This window comes from Caballeronia sp. LZ035, from assembly GCF_031451175.1.
Classification (GTDB): domain Bacteria; phylum Pseudomonadota; class Gammaproteobacteria; order Burkholderiales; family Burkholderiaceae; genus Caballeronia.
This window is the reverse complement of sequence record NZ_JARUXS010000003.1, coordinates 228573-251749: the sequence shown is the minus strand read 5'-3', so window position 1 is coordinate 251749 and position 23177 is coordinate 228573. Positions and strand designations below refer to the sequence as shown.

At 66.5% G+C, this 23177-nt stretch carries 10 protein-coding genes; 3 read left to right on the top strand and 7 right to left on the bottom strand.

Annotated features, from left to right (window positions below):
- Positions 1 to 141 precede the first annotated feature (141 nt).
- Positions 142 to 582, top strand: coding sequence for a hypothetical protein (locus QCE88_RS24135; protein WP_309907029.1), 441 nt, complete (start codon positions 142 to 144; stop codon positions 580 to 582).
- Here the strand turns inward: QCE88_RS24135 and QCE88_RS24130 are convergent.
- Together QCE88_RS24130 and QCE88_RS24125 are read right to left on the bottom strand one after the other, a co-directional pair.
- Positions 564 to 1211 carry an NUDIX hydrolase gene (locus QCE88_RS24130; protein ID WP_309907027.1) on the bottom strand — a complete coding sequence of 216 codons (648 nt, stop codon included), beginning with the start codon at positions 1209 to 1211 and terminating at the stop codon, positions 564 to 566. The two genes, QCE88_RS24135 and QCE88_RS24130, sit on opposite strands and share 19 nt — an antisense overlap.
- Positions 1212 to 1217: 6 nt before the next feature.
- Positions 1218 to 2030, bottom strand: a complete 813-nt coding sequence (locus tag QCE88_RS24125; protein ID WP_309907025.1) for a helix-turn-helix transcriptional regulator — start codon at positions 2028 to 2030, stop codon at positions 1218 to 1220.
- 159 nt (positions 2031 to 2189) lie between these two features.
- Here QCE88_RS24125 and QCE88_RS24120 point away from each other — a divergent pair, with 159 nt between their 5' ends.
- Positions 2190 to 3035, top strand: a complete 846-nt coding sequence (locus QCE88_RS24120; protein WP_309907023.1) for a carbon-nitrogen hydrolase family protein — start codon at positions 2190 to 2192, stop codon at positions 3033 to 3035.
- Positions 3036 to 3095: 60 nt separating this feature from the next.
- The gene (locus QCE88_RS24115; RefSeq protein WP_409018209.1) at positions 3096 to 4433 is read left to right on the top strand and encodes an APC family permease; all 1338 of its coding nucleotides are present in this window, start codon (positions 3096 to 3098) and stop codon (positions 4431 to 4433) included.
- Positions 4434 to 4484: 51 nt separating this feature from the next.
- Here QCE88_RS24115 and QCE88_RS24110 read toward each other — a convergent pair whose 3' ends face one another.
- The 5 genes from QCE88_RS24110 to QCE88_RS24090 all read right to left on the bottom strand — a co-directional run bounded on the left by QCE88_RS24110 (position 4485) and on the right by QCE88_RS24090 (position 22979).
- Positions 4485 to 17099: an autotransporter-associated beta strand repeat-containing protein gene (locus QCE88_RS24110; RefSeq protein WP_309907021.1), complete on the bottom strand. Its 12615-nt coding sequence runs from the start codon at positions 17097 to 17099 to the stop codon at positions 4485 to 4487.
- Positions 17100 to 17943: 844 nt separating this feature from the next.
- Entirely contained in the window at positions 17944 to 19143 is a 1200-nt protein-coding gene (locus QCE88_RS24105; RefSeq protein WP_309907019.1) for a mechanosensitive ion channel domain-containing protein, read from the bottom strand.
- 176 nt (positions 19144 to 19319) lie between these two features.
- Positions 19320 to 20129, bottom strand: a complete 810-nt coding sequence (locus QCE88_RS24100; protein ID WP_309907017.1) for a DeoR/GlpR family DNA-binding transcription regulator — start codon at positions 20127 to 20129, stop codon at positions 19320 to 19322.
- Between the two features lie 74 nt (positions 20130 to 20203).
- Positions 20204 to 21553: a gluconate:H+ symporter gene (locus tag QCE88_RS24095; protein WP_309907015.1), complete on the bottom strand. Its 1350-nt coding sequence runs from the start codon at positions 21551 to 21553 to the stop codon at positions 20204 to 20206.
- A gap of 46 nt (positions 21554 to 21599) precedes the next feature.
- Entirely contained in the window at positions 21600 to 22979 is a 1380-nt protein-coding gene (locus QCE88_RS24090) for a homoserine dehydrogenase (protein WP_309907013.1), read from the bottom strand.
- Positions 22980 to 23177 lie beyond the last annotated feature (198 nt).

Genomic DNA, 23177 nt, shown 5'->3' with positions numbered 1-23177 from the left:
TTATCAGCATGCCTATATGACAGACATTCGGCCACGCGCCTTGTTGTCGTCCGGGTCTGCCAATACTCTCGGTCAGAAGGCGCATTGCCGTCGATGCCGCCTCGATTCGTGGCACACCAACGAACGATCCATGGAGAAGACATGCGCGACACCCTGAGTCCCGTCATCGCAGGCGCGGCAGACACATCGGCAATTGCGGAGCAGCACACGCGCTCCATCCTGTTTGCGGGAGGCACGAGCACCCGGACGATTGCGGGCATTGCACGGCGGCTTGCCGTGGCGGGACAACGCTTCGAGCTGCATCATTTCGTGCGGTCCATGGAGCGCGGCGCGCAGCACGACGAGATCGATGCCCTGCGTCATCACGGCAAGGTGCATCGTCATGTGGATCTGCCTCATGCACTCTTCGAACAGGCGTGTACGCACGCGCTGAGCCCGGCGCGCGCCAACACGCAAATCTATTGCAGCGGCCCGCCGGCATTCATGGATTTCATCGCGCACCATGCGCGCGAGTGGGTGTACGCCGCCAACATCCACAGAGTGGGTCCGGGCGCGCACGCGCTTCAGTCGAAGTCCACCTGATCGCTGCGGCGCAGTGCATCGAGCCGCCTGATCTGCTCGGGCAGGATACGGCCCAGCGAGAGCGGCGGGAGCGCATCGAGCGGGAAGAACCCCGTCTCGTTCGTCTCGCTGCCGATGATCTCGCCCGCCTCCTCGATGCGCCCGAGAAACACCAGCTTCCAGATATGGAACACGGATGGCGGATGCGCATGCGCATTCATGTCCCACACTGCGAGCAGGCGCACGATATCGACCGTGAAGCCGCTTTCCTCGCGCGCTTCCTTGGCGGCGTTCGCAGCGGGAGACACACCGATGTCAGCCCATCCGCCCGGCAGCGACCATCTGCCATCCGCGAGTTCGCGCACCAGCAAAATGCGCCCGGCGTCATCGAATACGGCGCATCGCACGTCGAGCTTAGGATTCGCGTAACCGGACTCGAAGGCGAACAGTTGTGCGACGTGCTGCGTGTCCATCGACGCCAGTTCCGCGAGTTGCGCATGCGCGATCTGCGCAATTTCTTCGTAACGCTCGCGATCGAAATCGCCGGTGGCGTAGTGAAGTCCCGTCTGGGCAATCGCGAGCAGGCGTCGCGCCTGTTGCAAGCGATGCTGCGCCTGCGCGACGGGTGTCGTGTGCAATGGGTTATTCATCGAGGCTCACTTCGCATCCACTTCAGGCTCATAGAACATCGCGAACAGCTCGGACTGTGAACTCACGCCGAGCTTCGCATAGATATGCTTCTTGTGAGCCCGCACGGTTTCAAACGAGATCGCCAGTTTCTCGGAGATCGCGCGTGAAGAAAAGCCGCGCAGGATCAGCATCGCCACTTCGGTCTCGCGCGCCGTCAGCACGCTTCGTCCGCTCCGGCTGCCCAGCGTGCCGAAGCGCGCGGCCATGTGTTGATCATCGCCTTCCACGGCCGCCGGTGTGTCGTGCCCTGCGCCGCGCTCGAAGCGCACGCGCTGCTGCATCAGCGCCAGCACCCACGGCGCATAGAGCGTGAGCAGCGCGGTCTCGCGATCGTCATAACGGCTCGTCTTGCCCAGCGATAGCCCGATCGTCTCGTTCTGCCCGATGAACACGTTGAAATGCACTTCATCGCCGACGATGTTGCGCTTGAAGTACCGCTGGTAGTACTCCGTCATGCGGAAGTTGTCGGGCGCGACGTCGGCAAGGGTATAGAAGCCCGACTGGCGCATCTCGAAGGCGGCGAGATAGAACGGATCGAGCTGATACATCGCGGCCAGATAGTGCTGGAACAGCACGTCGATCTTGCCGTCGGGCAAAGCCTGCTCGGCCAGCACCTGCGGCGTGTCATCGCGCAGGAAGCGCAGCGCGACCCAGCTGTCGAAGGCGACGTGACGTTCCAGCACGCGCGTGAGACGCGCCCAGAATTGCGGGCCGTCGAGGGCCTCGATGGCCGAACCGATCTCCCGGTGAAAGGCGAGATCCCGCCATTCCAACTCCATGCAGTGCTCCTGTGGGGTACCCCGGATGGGTAATTTCTCGCCAAAAATATTACCTTGATAATCGGCCGTGACGCCGGCAGTCCAGGCGCGAATCATCACATGGCGCGACGCATCCGGTGCGTTCAATGCGCCTGAAAGGAATATGGAAGGAGACGGGCAATGCAAGTGGAACTGGCGCAACTGCAACTGATCGACGGCGATCTCGCGCACAACACGCGCAAGGTCGTGCAGACGATCGAAAACGCCGACACGTCTGGCGGCACGAAGCTCATCGTGTTTCCCGAGACCACGCTGTCGGGCTTTCCGGTGCGCGAGAACGTGGCGCAACTGGCGCAGGCGCTGGACGGCCCCGCGCTGACCGCGGTGCGCGACGCCGCACGGCAACGGCGCGTGGCCGCGGCGGTGGGTTTCACCGAGCGCGATGGCGAGCGCTTTCACAACACGACAGTGCTCATCGACGAACGCGGCGAGATTGCGCTGCGTTATCGCAAGACGCATTTGTGGGCGTCGGATATCGGCATCTACACGCCGGGCGACCGCTTCTCCACCTGCATGTGGAACGGCCTGACCGTGGGGCTGCTGATCTGCTACGACATCGAGTTTCCCGAGACCGCGCGTGCCGTTGGCTCGCTGGATGCGGACCTGTTGCTCGTGACGAACGGAAACATGGATCCGTTTGGTCCGATGCATCGCCGCGCCATCGCCGCGCGCGCGATGGAAAACCAGATGTTCGCGCTCATGGTGAACCGTTGCGGTTCCGGCGACGAAGCGCTGACGTTTCCGGGCTTGTCCGCGCTTGTCGACCCTTTCGGCGAGATCGTCATTGAACTGGGCGGCGCAGAGACCGTGGCGAAGGCGGACATCGACCTGAAGCGACTCGAGGCCAGCCGCGAGCACTACAACTATCACCATGACGCGCGCGTTCCGCTGGGCCTGACGGCCGTGCAGGACACCGATGGCACGCGTGCGCTGCTGATCGATCCGCGCGCCCGCAAGGCCGGCTAACGGCACCACGCTCTGCTCGAATCACAACTACACCGGCCGCTGCTGCGGCCAGGAGACATCATGTCGACTTCATCCTCCGAACCGACGCACCTGAAACGCACGCTCGGCTTGCCGTCGGTGCTGTTGTTCGGCCTCGCCTACATGGCGCCGCTGATCGTCTACGGCACCTATGGCGTGCTCGCGAAAGCCAGCGGCGACACGGCCGCCCTCGCCTACCTGCTCGCACTCATCGCCATCGTCTTCACGGCATTGAGCTACGGCAAGCTCGCCCGGCTCTTTCCGGTGGCAGGCTCGGCCTACACCTATACGCGCAAGACCTTCAACGCGCATCTCGGCTTCATGATCGGCTGGGCGACGCTGCTCGACTATTTCTTCCTGCCGATGGTGATCTGGCTGATCGGCGCGGCCTATCTCAACGCCGCGTTTCCCCATGTGCCGTCGTGGGTGTGGATCGTCGCGTTCATCGTGCTGACGAGCGGACTGAACATCGTCGGTATTGAGCTGGCAGCGCGCTTCAACATCGTGCTGATGATCGTGCAGCTCGTGATCGTCGCGCTGTTCGTCGCGCTCTGCTGGCATTACGCGGCGGCGGTTGCCGGGCCGGGCGGCATCGCGATGGCCGAGCCGTTCTTCAAGCCGCACGTGCCGCTCGGCGTGACCATGGCGGGCGCCGCGATTGCCGCCTATTCGTATCTCGGCTTCGATGCGGTGTCCACGCTCACGGAGGAAACCATCGATCCGAAGAAGAACATGCCGCGCGCCATCGTGCTGATTGCGCTGATCGGCGGCGCCATCTTCGTGATCGCGGCCTGGACGATGCAGCTCGCGCATCCCGGCGCCGAGTTCAAGGATACGGATTCGGCCGCGTTCGAAGTCGCGAAGATGATCGGCGGCGATCTCTTCGTCAGCGTGTTCCTCGCGGGTCTGATTCTCGCGCAGTTCGCCTCGGGCATCTCGGCTCAGGCGAGCGTCGGCCGCCTGCTGTATGCGATGGGACGCGATGAAATCCTGCCGCGACGCATTTTCGGCTTCGTGCATCCGCGCTTCAAGACGCCGGCGTTCAACATCGCGATTGCAGGCGTGGTCGGGTTGATCGCGTTGAAGATGGATGTCGCAACGTCCACGTCGTTCATCAACTTCGGCGCGTTCCTCGCGTTCACGGCGGTCAATCTCTGCGTGATCCGCATCTGGCTGTCGGGCAATCATGGCGAGCGGCGTATCGGCATGATCGGCGGGCTGGTGTTTCCGGCCATCGGCGCGATCGCCGATATCTGGCTGCTCGCGAGCCTGGAAACGCGGGCGCTCGTTCTCGGCGGCGTCTGGTTCGTGGTGGGGATCGCCTACCTGTGCTGGATCACGAAGTTCTTCCGGCAAGCGCCGCCGGAAGTGGCGTTGTAGGGCGTCATGCGTACAAGACAGGCCGCGCGCCGAACGCGCGGCCTTCATGCTTCAGAACTTCCACTGCAGATTGCCCGTCAACGTGTGATCCTGCGCACCGCCGCCGTACTGGCCGGAGTACTGCACGCCGAAGCTCAGGTTCTTCGTGATCGCGGCATCCACGCCCAGTTCGACCACAGCGGCATCCCGTGCGATCGGTACGCCCGTCACGTCGAACCCGCTGCCGCCCGCCACGAACGCCACGCGCGAGACCGGCGTGGTGTCGCCCATCGCGTGCCGCCAGCCGGCCATCGCACGCGCGGTGAGCATGCCGTGTGCGCCCGGATAGAAGCGCCACGCGGCCCGGGCGCCGAGCGTCGAATAGGTGATGCCCTGGTTGTCGGAATCGCCCTTCAGCGCAGCCGGTCCGCTTTCTTCAAAGCCGTCCGACGACACGTTCACGTAGGCCAATGCGGCGAACGGTTCCACCGCCACCGGTCCCGCCGCGAAGCCATAACCCACTTCGCCAAAGACCTGTCCGATCTTGGTCGTTTCGCCCGAGCTTTCCTTCGCATTGAAGCCCGAGAAGCCGATCGTGCGATCCGTGTCCGCGTGATTCCACGAGTAGCCGCCGCCCATGCGCACGCCCAGCGGGCCGTACTGCGCGCCGCCGTACAGCGCGAGGTGATAGCTGTCCACCGATGCGTTGGCGTTGAGGTCGTCGCTGATCGAGCCGTGACCGAAGCCCGCCGCCGCGCCCACGCGCCAGTGATCGTTGACTGCTGTATCGACACCGGCGAAGAAGCCGCTCGTGGTCTGCGTGACATCGGATACGCCGTTCGAGCCGTTCAGCCGGTCATGCGCGCCATAACCTTGCGCCCAGACCGTCGGCCGCCACGGCGCGCGCTCGGCGCAGGCCGCGCTGGAACCGCGATGCGTGGTGCCGCCTGCGCTGGTCGAGGTGTCGTCGCACATCGCGCCTTGCGATGACGACAGCGCCGCCAGCGGTCCGTCCTCCGCCGAGAAGCCGCGACGCAGACGGTCGGTGACGGCGTCGCGCAGGAGGCGGCTGTCGTCGACCAGCATGCTGCGCGTGCTCGCGTAGATTTCGCCGGCGAGCGTCGCGAAGCCCCAGCGAGCGCTGGGCGCGTCGGACAGGAAGACGGCATCGAACACCGGGTTGCCGACGCCCAGCTGAGCGATGGAGGTAGCCGCCGCGCGCTGGTTCGGCGTCGCCGCGATCGACGGGAACAGCACGCCATTCGGCACCAGCGACAGATAGACGTTGTTGGCGTCGTAGCCGAGCGTCGGCGTGAGGAACACCAGGTTCGACGTGGCGTTGGTGAAGGTCCCGTTCACCCCGCCTTGCGACGTGAGGATGGTGTAGTTGTTGTTGAGCCCCCACTTGCCGCCGCCTGCCTGCACGTTGACGGTACCGCCCTCGATCTGCGTCGTGCCGCCCGCCAGGATCTGGCCGCTCTGCTGCTGCGGGTTTGCGCCGACGTTGTAGTTCGAACCGGGTTCGAAGGTGATGTTGCCGGCAACGTTGAGCGCCTGTCCGGGCGTCGTCGCGGCAGCCGTGCCGCCGTTGTGGACCACGACGCTGCCGACCGTGCCGCTGCCCGACACCGTACCGCCCGAACCCACCGTGACGGGCGCGGCGGGCATCGCGCCGGAGACGTCGAGCGTGCCGCCGCCCACCGCCACCGGGCCGGTGCTCGTGTTGTTGCCGGTCAGCGACAGCGTGCCGTCGCCGACCTTCGTCACGGTGCCGCTGCCGCTGATGCTGCCGCCATAGGTCACGTTGCCCGAGCTGTTGAACACCAGTGAACCGTTGTTGTTGATCGGCCCGGTGATGCTGCCGCTGGTGCCGCCGTTGCCCACCTGCAGCGTGCCGCTGTTGATGGTCGTGCCGCCCGTGTAGGTGTTTTCGCCGGTGAGCGTGAGCGTGCCGGGACTCGTCTTGGTCACGCCGCCCGCGCCGCCGATGGTGCCGCCGTAGTCGCCGCCGCCGACTGCGATGCCGCCCGTGCCCACATTGACCGCCGATCCGGACACGCCGTTGAGCGTCGAGATGGCCACTTGCGTGGTGCCCGTGTTGAGCGCGCCGCCGTTGAGGGTGACGGTGCCGCTGCCGAGCGCGGTGCCCGTGTTCGCGGTGATCGAGCCGCTGTTGAGCGTGGTCCCGCCGCTGTAGTTGTTGTTGCCGGCGAGCGTCAGGTTGGCGGCGCCGTCCTTGGTGATGCCGCCACCGCCCGTCACCGGCGAAGTCAGCGTGAGATCGTTGCTGCCGCCGAAGGTCGCGCCGGTGTTCAGCGTCACCGCGTTGCCGATGGTGAGCGCCGTGGAGGTATCGAGCGTCGAAGGTGCATCGACCGTCAGGCCGCCGGTGCCGAGCGCGCCGGCATTGCCGAGCACGAGCGTGCCGCCTGCGAGCGAGGTGCCGCCGGTGAAGGTGTTGGCGCCGTCGAGCGTCTGCGAGCCGGCGCCGGTTTTCACGATGCCGCCCGTGCCGCTGATGGTGCCGCCATAGACCGAGTTGCCGTTGACCGCCAGAAACAGGCTGTGCGTGCCCAGCAGCACGCTGCCGCCCGCGACGCCGGACAGGCCGCCGAGCGTCGGATTCGTGCTCGCGCCGCTCACGTCGAGCACGGCGCCGGGCTGGCCGATATCGACGACGCTTGCGCTGTCCAGCGCACCGCCTGCGCCCAGTGCGAGCGTGCCGGCGTTGATCGTCGTGTTGCCGGTGAAGGTCTGCGCGGCCGTCAGCGTCTGCGTGCCGCTGCCTTGCTTGACGATGCCGCCCGTACCGCCGATCGTGCCGCCAAACGTGGTGTTGTTCGCATCGCCGAAAGCCAGCGTGTTGTCGCCCAGCGCGATGGAAGTCCCGCCCACGCCGCTCAGCGCGCCGATGGTCTGCGGCGTGTCCGCGCCGCTGACATCGAGCGCGGTGCCGGCGTTCGCAAGGTTCACCGCGCCGCTCGAAGCCAGGCTGCCGCCCGCGCCGACCGCGAGGGTGCCCGCATTCACGGTGGTGCCGCCGGTGAAGGTGTTGCCGCCGGTGAGCGTGAGCGTGCCGCTGCCGTTCTTGGTGACGGCGCCGGTGCCGTTGATCGCGCCGCCGAAGGTGGTGCTGTTGGCGTCGCCGAGCGTCAGCGCGTTGTTGCCCAGCGTGACCGCGGTGCCGCCGACGCCGCTCAGCGCGCCGATCGTGCGTGCGCCGTTCGCGCCGCCCAGGTCCAGCTCGGCGCCCGTGCCCGACAGATTGACGCCGCTGCCCGGCGCGAGATCGCCCGCGCCGGCGAGCACCAGCCTGCCCGCGTTGATGTTCGTGCCGCCTGTGAAGGTCTGCGCGGCAGTGAGCGTTTCCGTGCCCGTGCCGAGCTTGACGATGCCGCCCGTCCCGCCGATGGTGCCGTTGAAGGTAGCGTTGCCCGCATCGCCGAAGCCGAGCGTGTTGCCGCCGAGCGCGACCGAGCTTCCGCCGACGCCGCTCAGCGCGCCGATGGTCTGCGGCGCGCCCGCGCCACTGACATCGAACGCGGTGCCGGCGCTGGTGAGGTTCACCGGGCCGGTCGGGGCAAGACTGCCGCCCGCGCCAATTGCGATCGTGCCGGCATTGACGGTCGTGCCGCCGGTGAAGGTGTTCGCGCCGGTCAGCGTTTCGGTGCCTGCGCCGTTCTTGACGATGCCGCCCGCGCCGTCGATGGCGCCCGCGAAGGTGCCGTTGGCGGCGGTGCCGAAGGCGAGCGTGTTGTTGCCGAGGCCGACGACGGAGCCGCTGACGCCGTTCAATGCGCCGATCGTCTGCGCCCCGCTCGCGCCGCCGATGTCGAAGCCCGCGCCGGGGCCATTCAGGGTGACGGAAGTCGTCGGCGTGAGGCTGCCGCCCGCGCCGAGTGCAAGCGTGCCTGCGTTGATCGTCGCGCCGCCGGTGAAGGTGTTCGCACCGGTGAGGGTTTCGGTGCCTGTGCCGGCCTTGACCAGCCCGCCGGTGCCGGAGATCGTGCCGCCGAAGGTGGCGTTGTTTGCGTCGCCGAGTTGCAGCGTGTTCGCGCCCAGCGTCACGTTGGTACCGGCCGCGCCCGCGAGCGAGCCGATGGCCGGTGCCGTGGTGGCGCCGCTCACATCGAGCGCCGCGCCTGCGTTCACCAGGTTGACGATGCCGGTCGGCGACAGGCTGCCGCCCGCGCCCAATGCGAGCGTTCCGGCGTTGATGGTCGTGCCGCCGGTGAAGGTGTTGGCGGCGGTGAGCGTTTCAGTGCCCGCGCCGTTCTTGACGATGCCGCCCGCGCCGTTGATCGTGCCGGCGAACGTGCCGTTGGCGGCGTCGCCGAATGCGAGTGTGTTGTTGCCCAGGCCAACCACTGAACCCGCTGCGCCGTTCAACGCACCGACGGTCTGCGGTCCGCTTGCGCCGCTGATGTCGAAGCCGGTGTTCGATGCAAGCGTGAGGGCGCCGGACGGAGCGAGGCTGCCGCCCGCGCCGATGGCCAGCGTGCCCGCGTTGACGTTGGTGCCGCCGGTGAAGGTGTTCGCGCCCGTCAGTGTTTCGGTGCCTGCGCCGTTCTTGGTCACGCCGGCCGTGCCGCTGATCGCGCCGCCGAAGGTGGCGTTGGTGGCGTCGCCGAAGGTCAGCGGGTTCGCGCCCAGCAGCACCGACGTGCCGCCGACGCCGCTCAACGCACCGATCGTTTGTGCCCCGCTTGCGTTCGTCAGATCGAGCGATGCGCCGGTTCCGGCGAGATCGATTGCGCCTGTCGGAGCGAGACTGCCGGTGGCGCCCAAAGCGATGCCGCCTGCGTTGATCGTCGTGCCGCCGGTGTAGGTGTTTGCGCCTGTGAGCGTCGTGACGCCCGTGCCATTCTTGACGATGCCGCCCGTGCCGCCGATCGTGCCGGCGAATGTGCCGTTGTTGCCGTCGCCGAAGGCGAGCGTGTTGTTGCCGAGACCGATCACCGAACCGGTGACGCCGTTCAGGCCACCGATGCTCTGCGGCCCGCTGGCGCCGCTGATATCGAGTCCCGAACCGAGGCCGGTGAGCGTGACTGCGCCGTTGGGTGTCAGGCTGCCGCCCGCGCCGAGCGCGAGCGTACCGGCGTTGATTGCAGTGCCGCCTGTGTAGGTGTTCGCACCCGTCAGCGTCTCCGTGCCCGTGCCGTTCTTGATAAGGCTGCCCGTACCGCTGATTGCACCGCCAAACGTGGCGTTGGTGGCGTCGCCGAAGGTCAGCGGGTTCGCGCCCAGCAACACCGACGTGCCGCCGACGCCGCTCAACGCGCCGATCGTTTGCGCTCCGCCTGCATTGGTGAGATCGAGCAATGCGCCTGTTCCCGCGAGGTTCACCGCGCCGGTCGAGGCGAGGCTTCCCCCCGCGCCTACCGCGATGCCGCCTGCGTTGATCGTCGTGCCGCCGGTGTACGTGTTCGCGCCCGTCAGCGTAGTGACGCCTGCGCCGTTCTTGACGATGCCGCCCGTGCCGTCGATCGTGCCGGCAAAGGTGCCGTTGTTGCCGTCGCCGAATGCGAGCGTATTGGCGCCGAGACCGATCACCGAACCAGTGACACCGTTCAGGCCGCCAATCGACTGCGGGCCGCTCGCCCCGCTGATGTCAAAACCCGAACCCACGCCGGTGAGCGTGACCGCGCCGTTGGGCGTGAGGCTGCCGCCTGCGCCGAGTGCAAGCGTGCCGGCGTTGATCGTGGTTCCGCCGGTATAGGTGTTGGCGGCAGTGAGCGTCTCGGTGCCCGTGCCGTTCTTGACGATGCCACCCGTACCGTTGATCGCGCCGGCGAATGTGCCGTTGGCGGCGTCGCCGAATGCGAGGCCATTCGCTCCAAGCCCGATCACTGAACCCGCGACGCCGTTCAATGCGCCGATGGTCTGAGGTCCACTTGCTCCACCGATGTCGAAACCCGTTCCCGCATTGGCGAGCGTAACCGCACCCGTCGATGCCAGGCTACCGCCCGTGCCCAGCGCGAGCGTTCCGGCGTTGATCGTCGTGCCGCCGGTGAAGGTATTTGCGCCGGTCAGCGTTTCAGTACCTGCGCCGTTCTTGGTCACGCCGGCCGTTCCGCTGATCGTGCCGCCGAAGTTTGCGTTGGTCGCATCGCCGAAGGTTAGCGGGTTCGCGCCCAGCAGCACCGAAGTGCCACCAACACCGCTCAACGCACCGATCGTTTGTGCCCCGCTGGCGCTGCTCAGATCGAGCGACGTTCCCGTTCCCGCGAGATCGATCGCGCCTGTCGGAGCGAGACTTCCGGTAGCGCCCAAAGCGATGCCGCCCGCATTGATCGTCGTGCCGCCGGTGTAAGTGTTCGCGCCCGTGAGCGTTTCGACGCCCGCGCCGTTCTTGACGATGCCGCCCGTGCCGCCGATCGTGCCGGCAAACGTGCCGTTGTTGCCGTCGCCGAAGGCGAGCGTGTTGTTGCCCAGGCCGATCGTCGACCCGGCTACGCCGTTCAGACCACCAATCGATTGAGGCCCGCTCGCCCCGCTGATATCGAAGCCCGATCCGAGGCCCGTAAGCGTGACTGCGCCATTGGGTGTCAGGCTGCCGCCCGCGCCGAGCGCAAGCGTACCGGCGTTGATTGCAGTGCCGCCTGTGTAGGTGTTCGCACCCGTCAGCGTCTCCGTGCCCGTGCCGTTCTTGATAAGGCTGCCCGCGCCGCTGATCGCGCCGCCGAACGTGGCATTGGTGGCATCACCGAAAGTCAGCGGATTCGCGCCCAGCAGCACCGACGTCCCGCCGACACCGCTCAACGCGCCGATGGTTTGTGCGCCGCCTGCATTCGTCAAATCCAGCGACGTTCCTGCTCCCGCGAGATTGACCGCGCCCGTCGAGGCCAGACTTCCACCTGTGCCCACTGCGATGCCGCCTGCGTTGATCGTCGTGCCGCCGGTGTACGTGTTCGCGCCCGTCAAGGTTTCAACGCCCGCGCCGTTCTTGACGATGCCTCCCGTCCCGTTGATCGCGCCGGCGAAGGTGCCGTTGTTTCCGTCGCCGAATGCGAGCGTATTGGCGCCGAGACCGATCACCGAGCCAGTGACACCGTTCAGGCCGCCAATCGACTGCGGCCCGCTTGCACCGCTGATATCCAGGCCCGAACCGAGGCCGGTGAGCGTGACCGCGCCCGTCGATGCCAGGCTGCCGCCCGCACCGAGCGCGAGCGTGCCCGCGTTGATGGTCGTGCCGCCGGTAAAGGTGTTGGCGGCAGTGAGCGTCTCGGTGCCCGTGCCGTTCTTGACGATGCCACCCGTACCGTTGATCGCGCCGGCGAATGTGCCGTTGGCGGCGTCGCCGAATGCGAGGCCATTCGCTCCAAGCCCGATCACCGAACCCGCGACGCCGTTCAATGCGCCGATGGTCTGTGGTCCGCTTGCTCCACCGATGTCGAAACCCGTTCCCGCATTGGCGAGCGTAACCGCACCCGTCGATGCCAGGCTACCGCCCGTACCCAGCGCGAGCGTTCCGGCGTTGATCGTCGTGCCGCCGGTGAAGGTATTTGCGCCGGTCAGCGTTTCAGTACCCGTACCGCTTTTCACGATGCCGGCCGTGCCGCTGATCGTGCCGCTGAAGTTTGCGTTGGTCGCATCGCCGAAGGTCAGCGGGTTAGCGCCCAGCAGCACCGAAGTGCCACCAACACCGCTCAACGCGCCGATCGTCTGCGCCCCGCCCGCATTCGTCAGGTCCAGCGACGTACCCGTTCCCGCGAGATTGACCGCGCCCGTCGAGGCCAGACTGCCGCCTGCGCCCACTGCGATGCCGCCCGCATTGATCGTCGTGCCGCCGGTGTACGTATTCGCGCCCGTCAAGGTTTCAATGCCCGCGCCGTTCTTGACGATGCCTCCCGTCCCGTTGATCGCGCCGGCAAACGTGCCGTTGTTGCTGTCGCCGAAGGCAAGCGTGTTGTTGCCGAGACCGATCGTCGAGCCGGCTACGCCATTCAGACCGCCAATCGATTGAGGCCCGCTCGCTCCGCTGATATCGAAACCCGATCCGAGACCCGTAAGCGTGACCGCGCCGCTCGACGCGAGACTTCCGCCCGCACCCAGCGCAAGCGTGCCGGCGCTGATCGTGGTGCCTCCCGTGTAGGTGTTCGCGCCGCTCAACGTCTCCGTTCCCGCGCCGTTCTTGACGATGCCGCCCGTGCCGTTGATCGACCCTGCGAACGCGCCGTTGGCTGCATTACCGAATGCGAGCGCGTTGTTGCCCAGGCCGACCACCGAACCCGCGGCGCCGTTCAATGCACCGATCGTCTGCGGTCCACTTGCGCCACCAATATCAAAGCCCGCGCCAGCTCCAGTGAGCGTGACCGCGCCCGTCGATGCCAGGCTGCCGCCCGCGCCGAGCGCGAGCGTGCCCGCGTTGATGGTCGTGCCGCCGATGAAGGTGTTGGCACCTGTCAGCGTTTCGGTGCCCGTACCGTTCTTCACGATACCGGCCGTTCCGCTGATCGCGCCGCCGAAGTTTGCGTTGGTGGCGTCGCCGAAGGTCAAGGGATTCGCGCCCAGCAGCACTGAAGTTCCGCCGACGCCGCTCAATGCGCCGATCGTCTGCGCGCCGGCTGCATTCGCCAGGTTCAGCGACGTTCCCGCTCCGGCGAGGTTGACCGCGCCCGTCGATGCCAGGCTGCCGCCCGCGCCGAGCGCGAGCGTGCCGGCGTTGATGGTCGTGCCACCGGTATAGGTGTTGGCGGCAGTGAGCGTCTCCGTTCCCGTGCCGTTCTTGACGATGCCGCCCGTACCGTTGATCGCGCCGGCGAACGTGCCGTTGGCGGCGTTGCCGAATGCGAGCGTGTTCCCTCCGAGACCAACCACCGAGCCCGCGACGCCGTTCAATGCGCCGATGGTCTGAGGCCCACTTGCTCCACCGATGTCGAAACCCGCGCCTGCGCCAGTGAGCGTGACCGCGCCCGTCGAAACCAGGCTGCCGCCCGCGCCCAATGCGAGCGTGCCGGAGTTGATCGTCGTGCCGCCCGTGAAGGTGTTCGCGCCCGTGAGCGTTTCGGTACCCGAACCGTTCTTCACGATGCCGGCCGTGCCACTGATCGCGCCGCCGAAGTTTGCGTTGGTCGCATCGCCGAAGGTCAGCGGGTTCGCGCCCAGCAGCACCGACGTCCCGCCGACACCGCTCAACGCACCGATCGTCTGCCCACCGCTTGCGCTGCTCAGATCGAGCGACGTTCCCGTTCCCGCGAGGTTGACCGCGCCCGTCGAGGCCAGACTTCCGCCCGCGCCCACTGCAATGCCGCCTGCATTGATCGTCGTGCCGCCGGTGTAGGTGTTCGCGCCCGTGAGCGTTTCAACGCCCGCGCCATTCTTGACGATACCGCCCGCGCCGTTGATCGTGCCGGCGTACGTGCCGTTGTTGCTGTCGCCGAACGCGAGCGTGTTGTTGCCGAGACCGATCGTCGACCCGGCTACGCCGTTCAGACCGCCAATCGATTGAGGCCCGCTGGCGCCGCTGATATCGAAACCCGACCCGAGGCCAGTAAGCGTAACCGCCCCATTGGACGCCAGACTTCCGCCCGCGCCGAGCGCGAGCGTACCGGCGCTGATCGTGGTGCCGCCGGTGTAAGTGTTCGCACCCGTCAGCGTTTCCGTGCCTGTGCCGTTCTTGACGATTCCAGCTGTACCGCTGATCGCGCCGCCGAACGTGGCATTGGTGGCGTTACCAAAGGTCAACGGATTCGCGCCCAGCAGCACCGACGTCCCGCCGACACCGCTCAACGCACCAATGGTTTGCGCACCGCTCGCGTTGCCAAGGTCCAGCAAGGCGCCCGTCCCCGCGAGATTCACGGCGCCCGTCGTGGCGAGACTTCCGCCCGCACCCAAGGCAATGCCGCCTGCGTTGATCGTGGTACCGCCGGTGTACGTGTTCGCGCCGCTCAGCGTTTCCACGCCCGCGCCATTCTTGACGATGCCGCCCGTTCCATTGATCGCGCCGGCGAACGTGCCGTTATTGCCGTCGCCGAATGCAAGCGTATTGGCGCCGAGACCGATCACCGATCCAGCGACGCCGTTCAACCCGCCAATCGACTGCGGCCCGCTCGCGCCGCTGATATCGAAGCCCGAGCCCAGACCGCTGAGCGTGACCGCCCCGTTCGACGCCAGGCTGCCGCCCGCGCCCAGCGCCAGCGTGCCGGCGCTGATCGTCGTCCCGCCCGTAAAGGTATTCGCGCCCGTCAACGTCTCCGTGCCCGTGCCCGCCTTGGTGATCCCGCCCGTTCCGCCGATCGAGCCGCCGAAGGTCGCATTGGTGCCGTTGCCGAACGTGAGTCCGTTGCTCCCCAGCGCCACCGAGCTTCCTCCGACACCGCTCAGCGCGCCAATCGTTTGCGCGCCGGTCGCGCCGCTGAGATCGAAGGATGCGCCCGCGCCCCCCAGATTGACCGCGCCCGTCGATGCCAGGCTCCCGCCCGCGCCCAGCGCCAGCTTGCCGGCGTTGATCGTCGTGCCGCCGGTGTAGGTGTTGGCTGCCGTGAGCGTTTCGGTCCCCGCACCGTTCTTGACGATGCCGCCCGTGCCGTTGATCGTGCCCGCGAAGGTGCCGTTGCCGGCATCGCCGAATCCCAGCGTATTCGCGCCCAGTCCGATCACCGAGCCCGTCACGCCATTCAGCGCACCAATGGTCTGCGGCCCGCTCGCCCCGGCGATATTGAAGCCCGAACCCGCGCCCGCGAGCGTCACGGCGCCGGTCGAGGCCAGACTGCCGCCCGCGCCCAATGCGAGCGTGCCGGCGTTGATCGTGGTGCCGCCCGTGAAGGTGTTCGCGCCCGTCAAGGTTTCGGTACCCGTGCCCGCCTTGGTGATGCCGCCCGCGCCGCTGATCGCGCCGCCGAAAGTGGCGTTGCCGGCATCGCCGAACGTGAGTCCGTTGTTGCCGAGCGCAACCGACGTCCCGCCGATCCCGCTCAACGCCCCGATGGTCTGCGGACCGCTCGCACCCGCGATATTGAACGCAGCGCCCGCGCCGCTGAGATTCACCGCGCCGGTCGATGCCAGGCTGCCGCCCGCGCCCAGCGCGAGCGTGCCGCCGCTGATCGTCGTGCCGCCGGTGTAAGTGTTGGCACCGGTCAGCGTTTCGGTGCCGGTGCCCGTCTTGGTGATGCCGCCTGTGCCGCTGATCGTGCCGCCGAACGCCGCGCTGGTCGCGCCGCCGAGACTCAGCGAATTCGCCCCCAGCAGCACCGACGTTCCGCCGATCCCGCTCAGCGCGCCAATTGTCTGCGCGCCCGTCGCGCCGCTCAAATCGAACGACGTGCCCGCGCCCGCGAGGTTCACGGCGCCGGTCGGCGCCAGACTGCCGCCCGCGCCCAGCGCGAGCTTGCCGGAGTTGATCGTGGTGCCGCCGGTGTAGGTGTTCGCGCCGGTCAGTGTTTCGGTTCCCGCACCATTCTTGACGATGCCGCCCGTGCCGCTGATCGTGCCGCCGAACGCGCCGTTGTTGCCATCGCCGAACGTCAGCGTGTTCGCGCCGAGTCCGATCAACGAACCCGTCACGCCGTTCAGCCCGCCGATGGTCTGCGGCCCGCTCGCCCCGGCGATATTGAAGCCCGCCCCCGCGCCGGTGAGCGTCACGGCGCCGGCCGGCGCCAGGCTGCCGCCCGCGCCCAGCGCCAGCGTGCCCGCGTTGATGCTGGTGCCGCCGGTGTAGGTATCCGCGCCCGAAAGCGTCAACGTGCCCGTGCCGTTTTTCGTGAGGCCGCCCGTGCCCGACATGACGCCCGAGAGCGTCGTGCCGTTCGTGCCCTGCACCGTGAGGCCGCCCGTGCCGAGTGTCACCGCGTTGCCGACCGTCAGGCCCGCGGTCCCCGCCTGGATCGTGCCGCCGGTCGAGGTGATCGTGCCGGTGCCGAACGCGCCGCCGTCGTTGAAAATGGCCGTCGAGCCGCCGAGAAGCGTCGTGTCCAGCACCGTCGAGGCGCCGTTGAGCGTCCAGGTGCCGCTGTTCAAGCCGAGATGCTGGAAGTTGATGTAGTTCGACGTATTGATGGTGCCCGCCGTCGGACCTCCCCCCGCCTGCGTCAGCAAGAGCGTGTTGTTGCCGCCCACGCCGCCGTCCACGATGCCCGGCACCGCAAAGCCCAGCGACAACCCGGCGACGCCCAGCACGTTCAGGCTCGCGCCGGGCGCGGTGTTCACCGACGAGCCCGTCTGCGCCGTAAAGGTGTTGGTCGTGCCCGCGCCCATCGACACGCTGCCGTTGATCGTGCCGCCATTGACGAAGGTGTTGCCCGGTCCGGAGGTCGGCGCCTGAAGCGCGACCCGCCCGTTGATGGTGCCGGTGTTGGTGAAGTCGGTGCGCGCGCCGCCATAGGACGCAGCCACGGCCGCATCGTTGGGAATCAGCGTGATGCCCAGCAGCGCCGCCGAACCCAGCGTGCCGCTGTTGTTGATCGTCGTGGTGCCGCCGGTGCCGTTCTGCGCGACCAGCGCCAGACCGGTCAGGTCGGCGAGATTGAGGCCGAGCAGACCCGTCGTGCCCCGGATCGTGCCGGTGTTGGTGATCCCGACCGTGTTCGCCGACGAGTTGCCCACCACCGCGCCCGTCGCCAGCACGCTCAGGATGCCAAGCAGCGAAGGATCGATGGTGCCGTTGTTGACGAGCGTCGGATTGGCGCCGGACATGCTCAGCGCCGTGCCGAGCCCCGGGGTGAGCGTCGCGCCGGACTGGACCGTCACTGTCTGTTGCGGCGTCGTGCCGACGAAGGCGCCATTCGCGCCCGTGCACGAAACCGAAGTCGTGCCGAGGCAAAGCGCTTGCGCCTCAGTGCTCGCAAGGCCCGCGATTATCGCCAGGGAAAAAGAGATGAATAGGGAAAGAGGGGTAAATCGACCGAAGCGGGTAGGTGCGACCAAATCATTTTTTCTTGCAAAGCTGTTTTCGACGGCCATCGTCAGCTCCGGCTTGCGCGCATCGTCGACCGCTCCCGACATGGCGGGAGCGGTTTTCAGGCGCACGCAGTTCTCTCAGGTTATGAGCCGACAAACGGGTCCTTTTAGCACGGGTTGTGGAAACGTTTGCGTCGTTCCTCAGGCTGACGGCGCTTTTCGCTTCACACCCGCTTCAAAACAAGCCAGGACTCCTGTTTCGTCGAGCTTCTCTCTTAACGGCTTAGCGCAAGCATAGGCCACCCTCTCTTTCGCCTTCAAGCCTGGTTGTCTCTCAACCTCCGCCCCGTAGAGAAAAATTATTCTCTCCGAGCCAATGATCATATCAATCAAACCTTATTATTGTTTCAATAAACGAAACCGTCCGACCCATTTCTCTTTTAAATATCCGGTTTTATTCTTTTTGCATCCCCGTTTTTTTAACAGCCAGAAACTTGAGCAAAAGACAACATGCAGAAAAAATAACCCGGGATTATCAAACGATCGGCAATTTATTTAGCATGAGCAATCGTCTGTCCCAGATTAATAATCTTCGATTCAATCTTTTAATCGAGCTGGCTGAATCGATAAGGCGCCGATTAAAATGCCGCACTGCCGCATCGACCTTCGCCGCGACACCAGGGCGAGCCTTGTCTCATTGCGGAGCGGCAATGCCGCGTTCCGGTTGCCAGCAGCGCAAGTTGAACATCGGCACGACGCCATAGGCGTGATCGAGCATGTCGGACTGAAGCGCCTCGTAGCGCTCCCAGCGGATTTCCGCGATATACACGCAGATTTCCAGCGCCAGCACGGGCGCCGACGATTGCATCTGGCGAATCACCACCGGCATGTCGCGCCGCACCGCGGGATGCGCCCTGAACCACGCGCCGAGGTAGCGGCGGTACAGTCCGAGATTGGTGCGGCGTTCGTCGTCGGGTACGGCGAGCGGCAGGTCGAACGCTTCATGCAGCTGCGCAAGCAGGCGATCGTCGGGATAGCGAATCGTGTCCACATCGAAATGGATGGCATGCCGCAACCGCCGCGCGCCCGCTTCCGTCATCCCGCGCCAGTTCTTCACGCTGTTCGCCAGCAGCACCTGGCTCGGCAACATCACGATGGTGTTGTCGAAGTTGCGGACCTTGATGGTGTTCAGCGCGATATCGATCACCGTGCCATCGGCGACGAAGCCGGGCACTTCAATCCAGTCGCCCACGCGCAGCATGTCGTACGCCGCGAGCTGGATGCTGGCGACGAAGCCCAGCAGCGAATCGCGGAAGATGATGATGAGCAGCGCGGTGATTGCGCTGAGGCCCGTCAGCAGATACACCGGCGAGCGTTCCAGCACGATCGAGACGATGGCGATCAGCGCGACCAGATACACCACGATGGTGGCGATCTGCAGGAAGCTCTTGATGGGCCGCTCGCTCGCGGACGGAACGTGGCTATAGCGTTCCTCGATGCTGTCGCGCAGCGCGAGCGCGGCGCGCACCAGCGTCACGACCATGAAGCACGCAGCGAGGATGGCGAGGGGCTGGCCGAGCGCCGGGATGACCGGAAAGCTCAGCCCGGTGAGCAGCGGCGCCGCCCACAGGACGATGCCCGCGGGCACGAGCGGCGCGAGCCGGTGAAACACGCGATGACGCTCCGCCGCGACCAGCCACTTGCGCCCTTCCTTGCGCGCGAGCCGGCTGACGATCATCAGCATGATCCAGCGCGTCAGGTAATAGCAGACGGCGCTGGCGAGCAGGATGCCCAGCAGCAACGCGACGACCAGCAGCGTCGCGACCATCCAGCTGTCCGTGGAAACGTGGACCTGCCAGTCAGGGCCTCTTTCGATCCGCAGGTTACCGAACATGGACGCTCCAGGAAGGGGGCGAACGCTGTCGCCATGCGCAGCGCGTCCGCCCGATTCCTCAGGCCATTCGAATGGGAATTGACGCGCCGGGTGCGGCGCTCATTGTAGTGGGGTTATTCAGGCGTGCGGAGCGCGCCAGGCCGCATTGAAGCAGAGAATGCGACGGACGCAGCGCGTCACGCCACCGAAGCCAGCGCGAGATCGATGCCCGATTGCCGGATGCCAGTCGCCGCGGCGGGCGCCAGGCCATCGTCGGTGATGACCTGGTCGAAGTGCTCGAGACTCGCGACCTTGTACAGCCCGACCATGCCGTACTTCGAACTCGCAACCGTGAGCACGGTGCGCGATGCGGCGTCCATCGCCGCGAGCTTCACTTCCACTTTCGGCGCCGACGGTGTAGTGACGCCACGGCGCAGATCCCACGAACTCGCCGAGATGAAGGCCACGTCGAGCACGACCTGACGCAGTGTGGCCGCCGCCAGCGTGCCGACGCTCGACAGGTTCTTGTGGTCGAGTTGTCCGCCGATATGGATGACGTTCACATGCTGCGCGCTCGCGAGTTCGCGCACGATCTCGAAGTCGTTGGTCACGACCGTCATGTTCGAGAGCTCGACGATATGCGGCACGAACGACAGCATCGTCGTACCGGCATCGAGATAGATGGACATGCCGGGGCGCAGACCTTCACAGGCACGGCGCGCGATAGCCTGCTTCTGCGGCTGCTCGACCACTGCCTTCGACTGATGGCTCGGCTCGGTGTTCAGGTGACTCGCAATGCGCACGCCGCCCGGCACCGTGTAGACGAAGCCGGCTTCTTCCAGCGCGGCGATGTCGCGCCGCACCGTCATGTGCGAACAGTTGAACGATTCCATCAACTGATGCACCGAGAGCACCTTGTCCCGGCGCAACTGACGCAGCATGGCTTCGCGCCGCTGATCGGGAATCAGCGGGACTTCGGCGGCATCGGGTTTGGCTTGGCTCGACATGAAGGGTTCTGGGTTAGGCGTCCCGCGTGACGCAGCGTGACGCAGCGTGCGCGGCGGATCGCGGGTCGCCTATCTTAGCCGATGAACATATTGATGAGCAGCACGCCGCCCAGTCCAACCAGCGACTGCACGCACAGCATCAGCGTCCAGGTGCGCAGCGTCTGCGCCACCGTCAGCTGGAAATACTCCTTGAAGAGCCAGAAGCCGGAGTCGTTCACGTGCGACAGCATCACCGCGCCGGACGCCGTGGCCAGCACCATCAGTTCCGGCGAGACGCCCGGATGCGACATCAACAACGGTGCGACGATGCCCGACGCCGCAACGGTCGCCACCGTCGCCGAGCCGACGCATACCCGCAGCAGCGCCGCGATCAGCCACGCCAGCACGAGCGGGCTGACAGCCCACGTCGATGTGTGCGAGACGATGATGGTGTCGAGATGAATCGACGTCAGCATCTGCTTGAAGCCGCCGCCCGCGCCGAGAATCAGCAGGATCGCCGACAGCGGCGCGATGCCCTTGCTGATCATCTTCTGCATGTCCGCGAGCGGGAATCGTCCCTTGATGCCCAGCGCGAAGAACGCGAAGATCACGGCGGCGAGCAGCGACAGAATCGGGTCGTTGAGCGACTGGAAAAACACATACTGTCCGCTGCCCTTCACGCTGTAGTCCATGCCGACCGTGCCGATCAGCATCAAGGCCGGCGGGATCAGCAGACACAGCACGGACAAGGCGAGCGAGACTTCGCCGGTGCTTTCCGTGTCGGTGCGCGTGCCGCCCGGGCCCTTCGAGAGATCCGGCGCCGGTCCGAAGGTGCGGCGCGCAAGATTCGTGAAGAGCGGACCGGTGATGACGGCCGCCGGAATCGCGATCATCAGGCCGTACAGCAGCGTGAGGCCGGTGTTCGCGTGATACGCGTTGACGGCGAGCGTCGGCGCCGGATGCGGCGGCAGCAAACCATGCGACACATACAGGCCGGCGGCGAGCGGCAAGCCGATGTACAGCAGATGGCTGCCGGTGCGGCGCGCGATGGTATAGACCAGCGGCGCGAGCATGATGAAGCTCACGTCGAACAGATGCGGCATGCCGATCAGCAACGCTGCCGCGCAGACCGTCCACGGCGCGAGCCACAGCGGGCGCTTGCCGACGAAGGCATTGGCGATGCGGTCCGCGCCGCCCGTGCCGATCATGATGCCGCCGAGCACCGCGCCCAGACCGACCACGGGACCGGTGCGCGCCAGCGCGCCGCCGAAGCCCTTCGTGAAACTGTCGATGGCATGCTCCGGCGTCACGCCTGCCGCGAGCCCGAGTCCGAGCGCCGTCAGCGTCAGCGCGATGAACGGACTCAGCTTGAACCGCGCAATCAATACGATCAGCACGATGATCGCGATCACCGCCATCGTGATCGTTCCAAATTCTCCCCGCATGGTCTCCCCTTCCTTCTGTTTCAGTGTGTCTTGTTGCCCGCTGCGCTTATTCGCAGCCCTCTTCCCACGCGCGCAGCAGCGCTTCGTCGGGATTGCGCAGGTCGGCGATGGTGATGAGCTCGCCCGCCTTCACATCGCGGGCCAGTGTCGTGTGGGCCGCGAGATAGAGCGGCGCCACGTCGCCCGGCGCGCGGCTGCGATCGAGCAGCACGGCCTGCACGCCGGTCACGTCGTGATGATGGCCGCCCATGTGCAGCACCGTGCCCGCGGCGATATCGACGTTCGCGCGGCCCGCCAGCACGATGCATTGCGCCGGCTTCGCGGAGCCCGAGGGCCGGCCGTGCAGCACTGCGTCGAGCAGCGAGATGGGCGTTTCGACGCCCATGAAGTGATACGGCAGATACATGCACGCATAGCGGCCGTTGCGGCTCACCACGTGGCCCTTCTGCGCGAGCAATTCCCAGGTCGGCTTATCGAAGGTGCGCACGACGACGAACACGCCGCCCGCGAAGCTCGCTTCATCGGGACGGCGCAGCATGTTGAACACTTCGATGACGCCGCCGCGCGACAGCACGCCGCCGTCTTCACGCAGCGCATAGATGTCCGCGAGTTCGGTGGTACGCGCCACCGGGTAATGCAGCAGCTCGACGTCCGACACGAGGTTCGTGTTGGTCGCGACCACGCTCATTTCGCAGTAGTCCGCCGTCGCCGAGGTCTTGCGGCCGCGCAGCGCTGCGCGGCGTGCGGCGAGGGTCGCAGCGATGTCGTCGCCGAGCGTCATCAGGCCGGCGAGTTCCGGCGCGGCGAAAGTCTGGTCGAGCTGCGTGACGTTGCCGGTGTCGGCGTCGAACACGAGGTCGTATTCGCTCGACTTGCCCGCCGCGACCACGTCGAGCCCCAGCACGCGCGCCCACGTCACCCAGCCGATCAGGTTCGACGGCTGGTCGCCGTCCGCCGTGGTGTACACGACGCCGTGGCGTTCCGCGAGCCGTGCGAGCGCGACGCCCGCCACCGAATCGACTTCCTTGCTGACCATGGCGACGTGGCGCTTCGCTTCCAACGCCGCCACCGCCACGCGATACCCCACCGACGGATTGCCGGTCGCCTCGACGAGGATGTCCCATTCCGACGACGCGAGCAGCGCGACATCGGCAACCAGCGCGATTTGATCAGGCGCGAGCGCGGCCACGCTGGCCGCGTCGGTGCACTCGATGAGCGACGCCTCGGCGAAGCCCAGTTCGATGCACATCGCGCGCAGGCCCGGGACGTCGAGATCGCACAGCGCGGCGGGCACCAGCCGTTCGATCAGCCGCGTCTGCGCCAGCAGCGTGCGGGCAAAGCCGCCCTTGGCGCCGGTCAGCGCGTAGCGCACCGGCTGGACTGTCTGAGCCGGCGACGGCGAGGCAAAGAGAAGCTCGAAATTCATCTTGGGATCCGCGCAAAAAGGCGTGGCCGGCAGAATTTTCCGCCGGCTAACGGGAAAATCAGGAATGAAAAAACGCGGACGTCGTCCACATCGGATACCGCAGACGTTAACGCTCTTTACCATTTACGTCAATTTTTTTAACACCGATTAACACGAATCGATCATCGCGCCGTACAATCGATGCACGGAGGGAACACC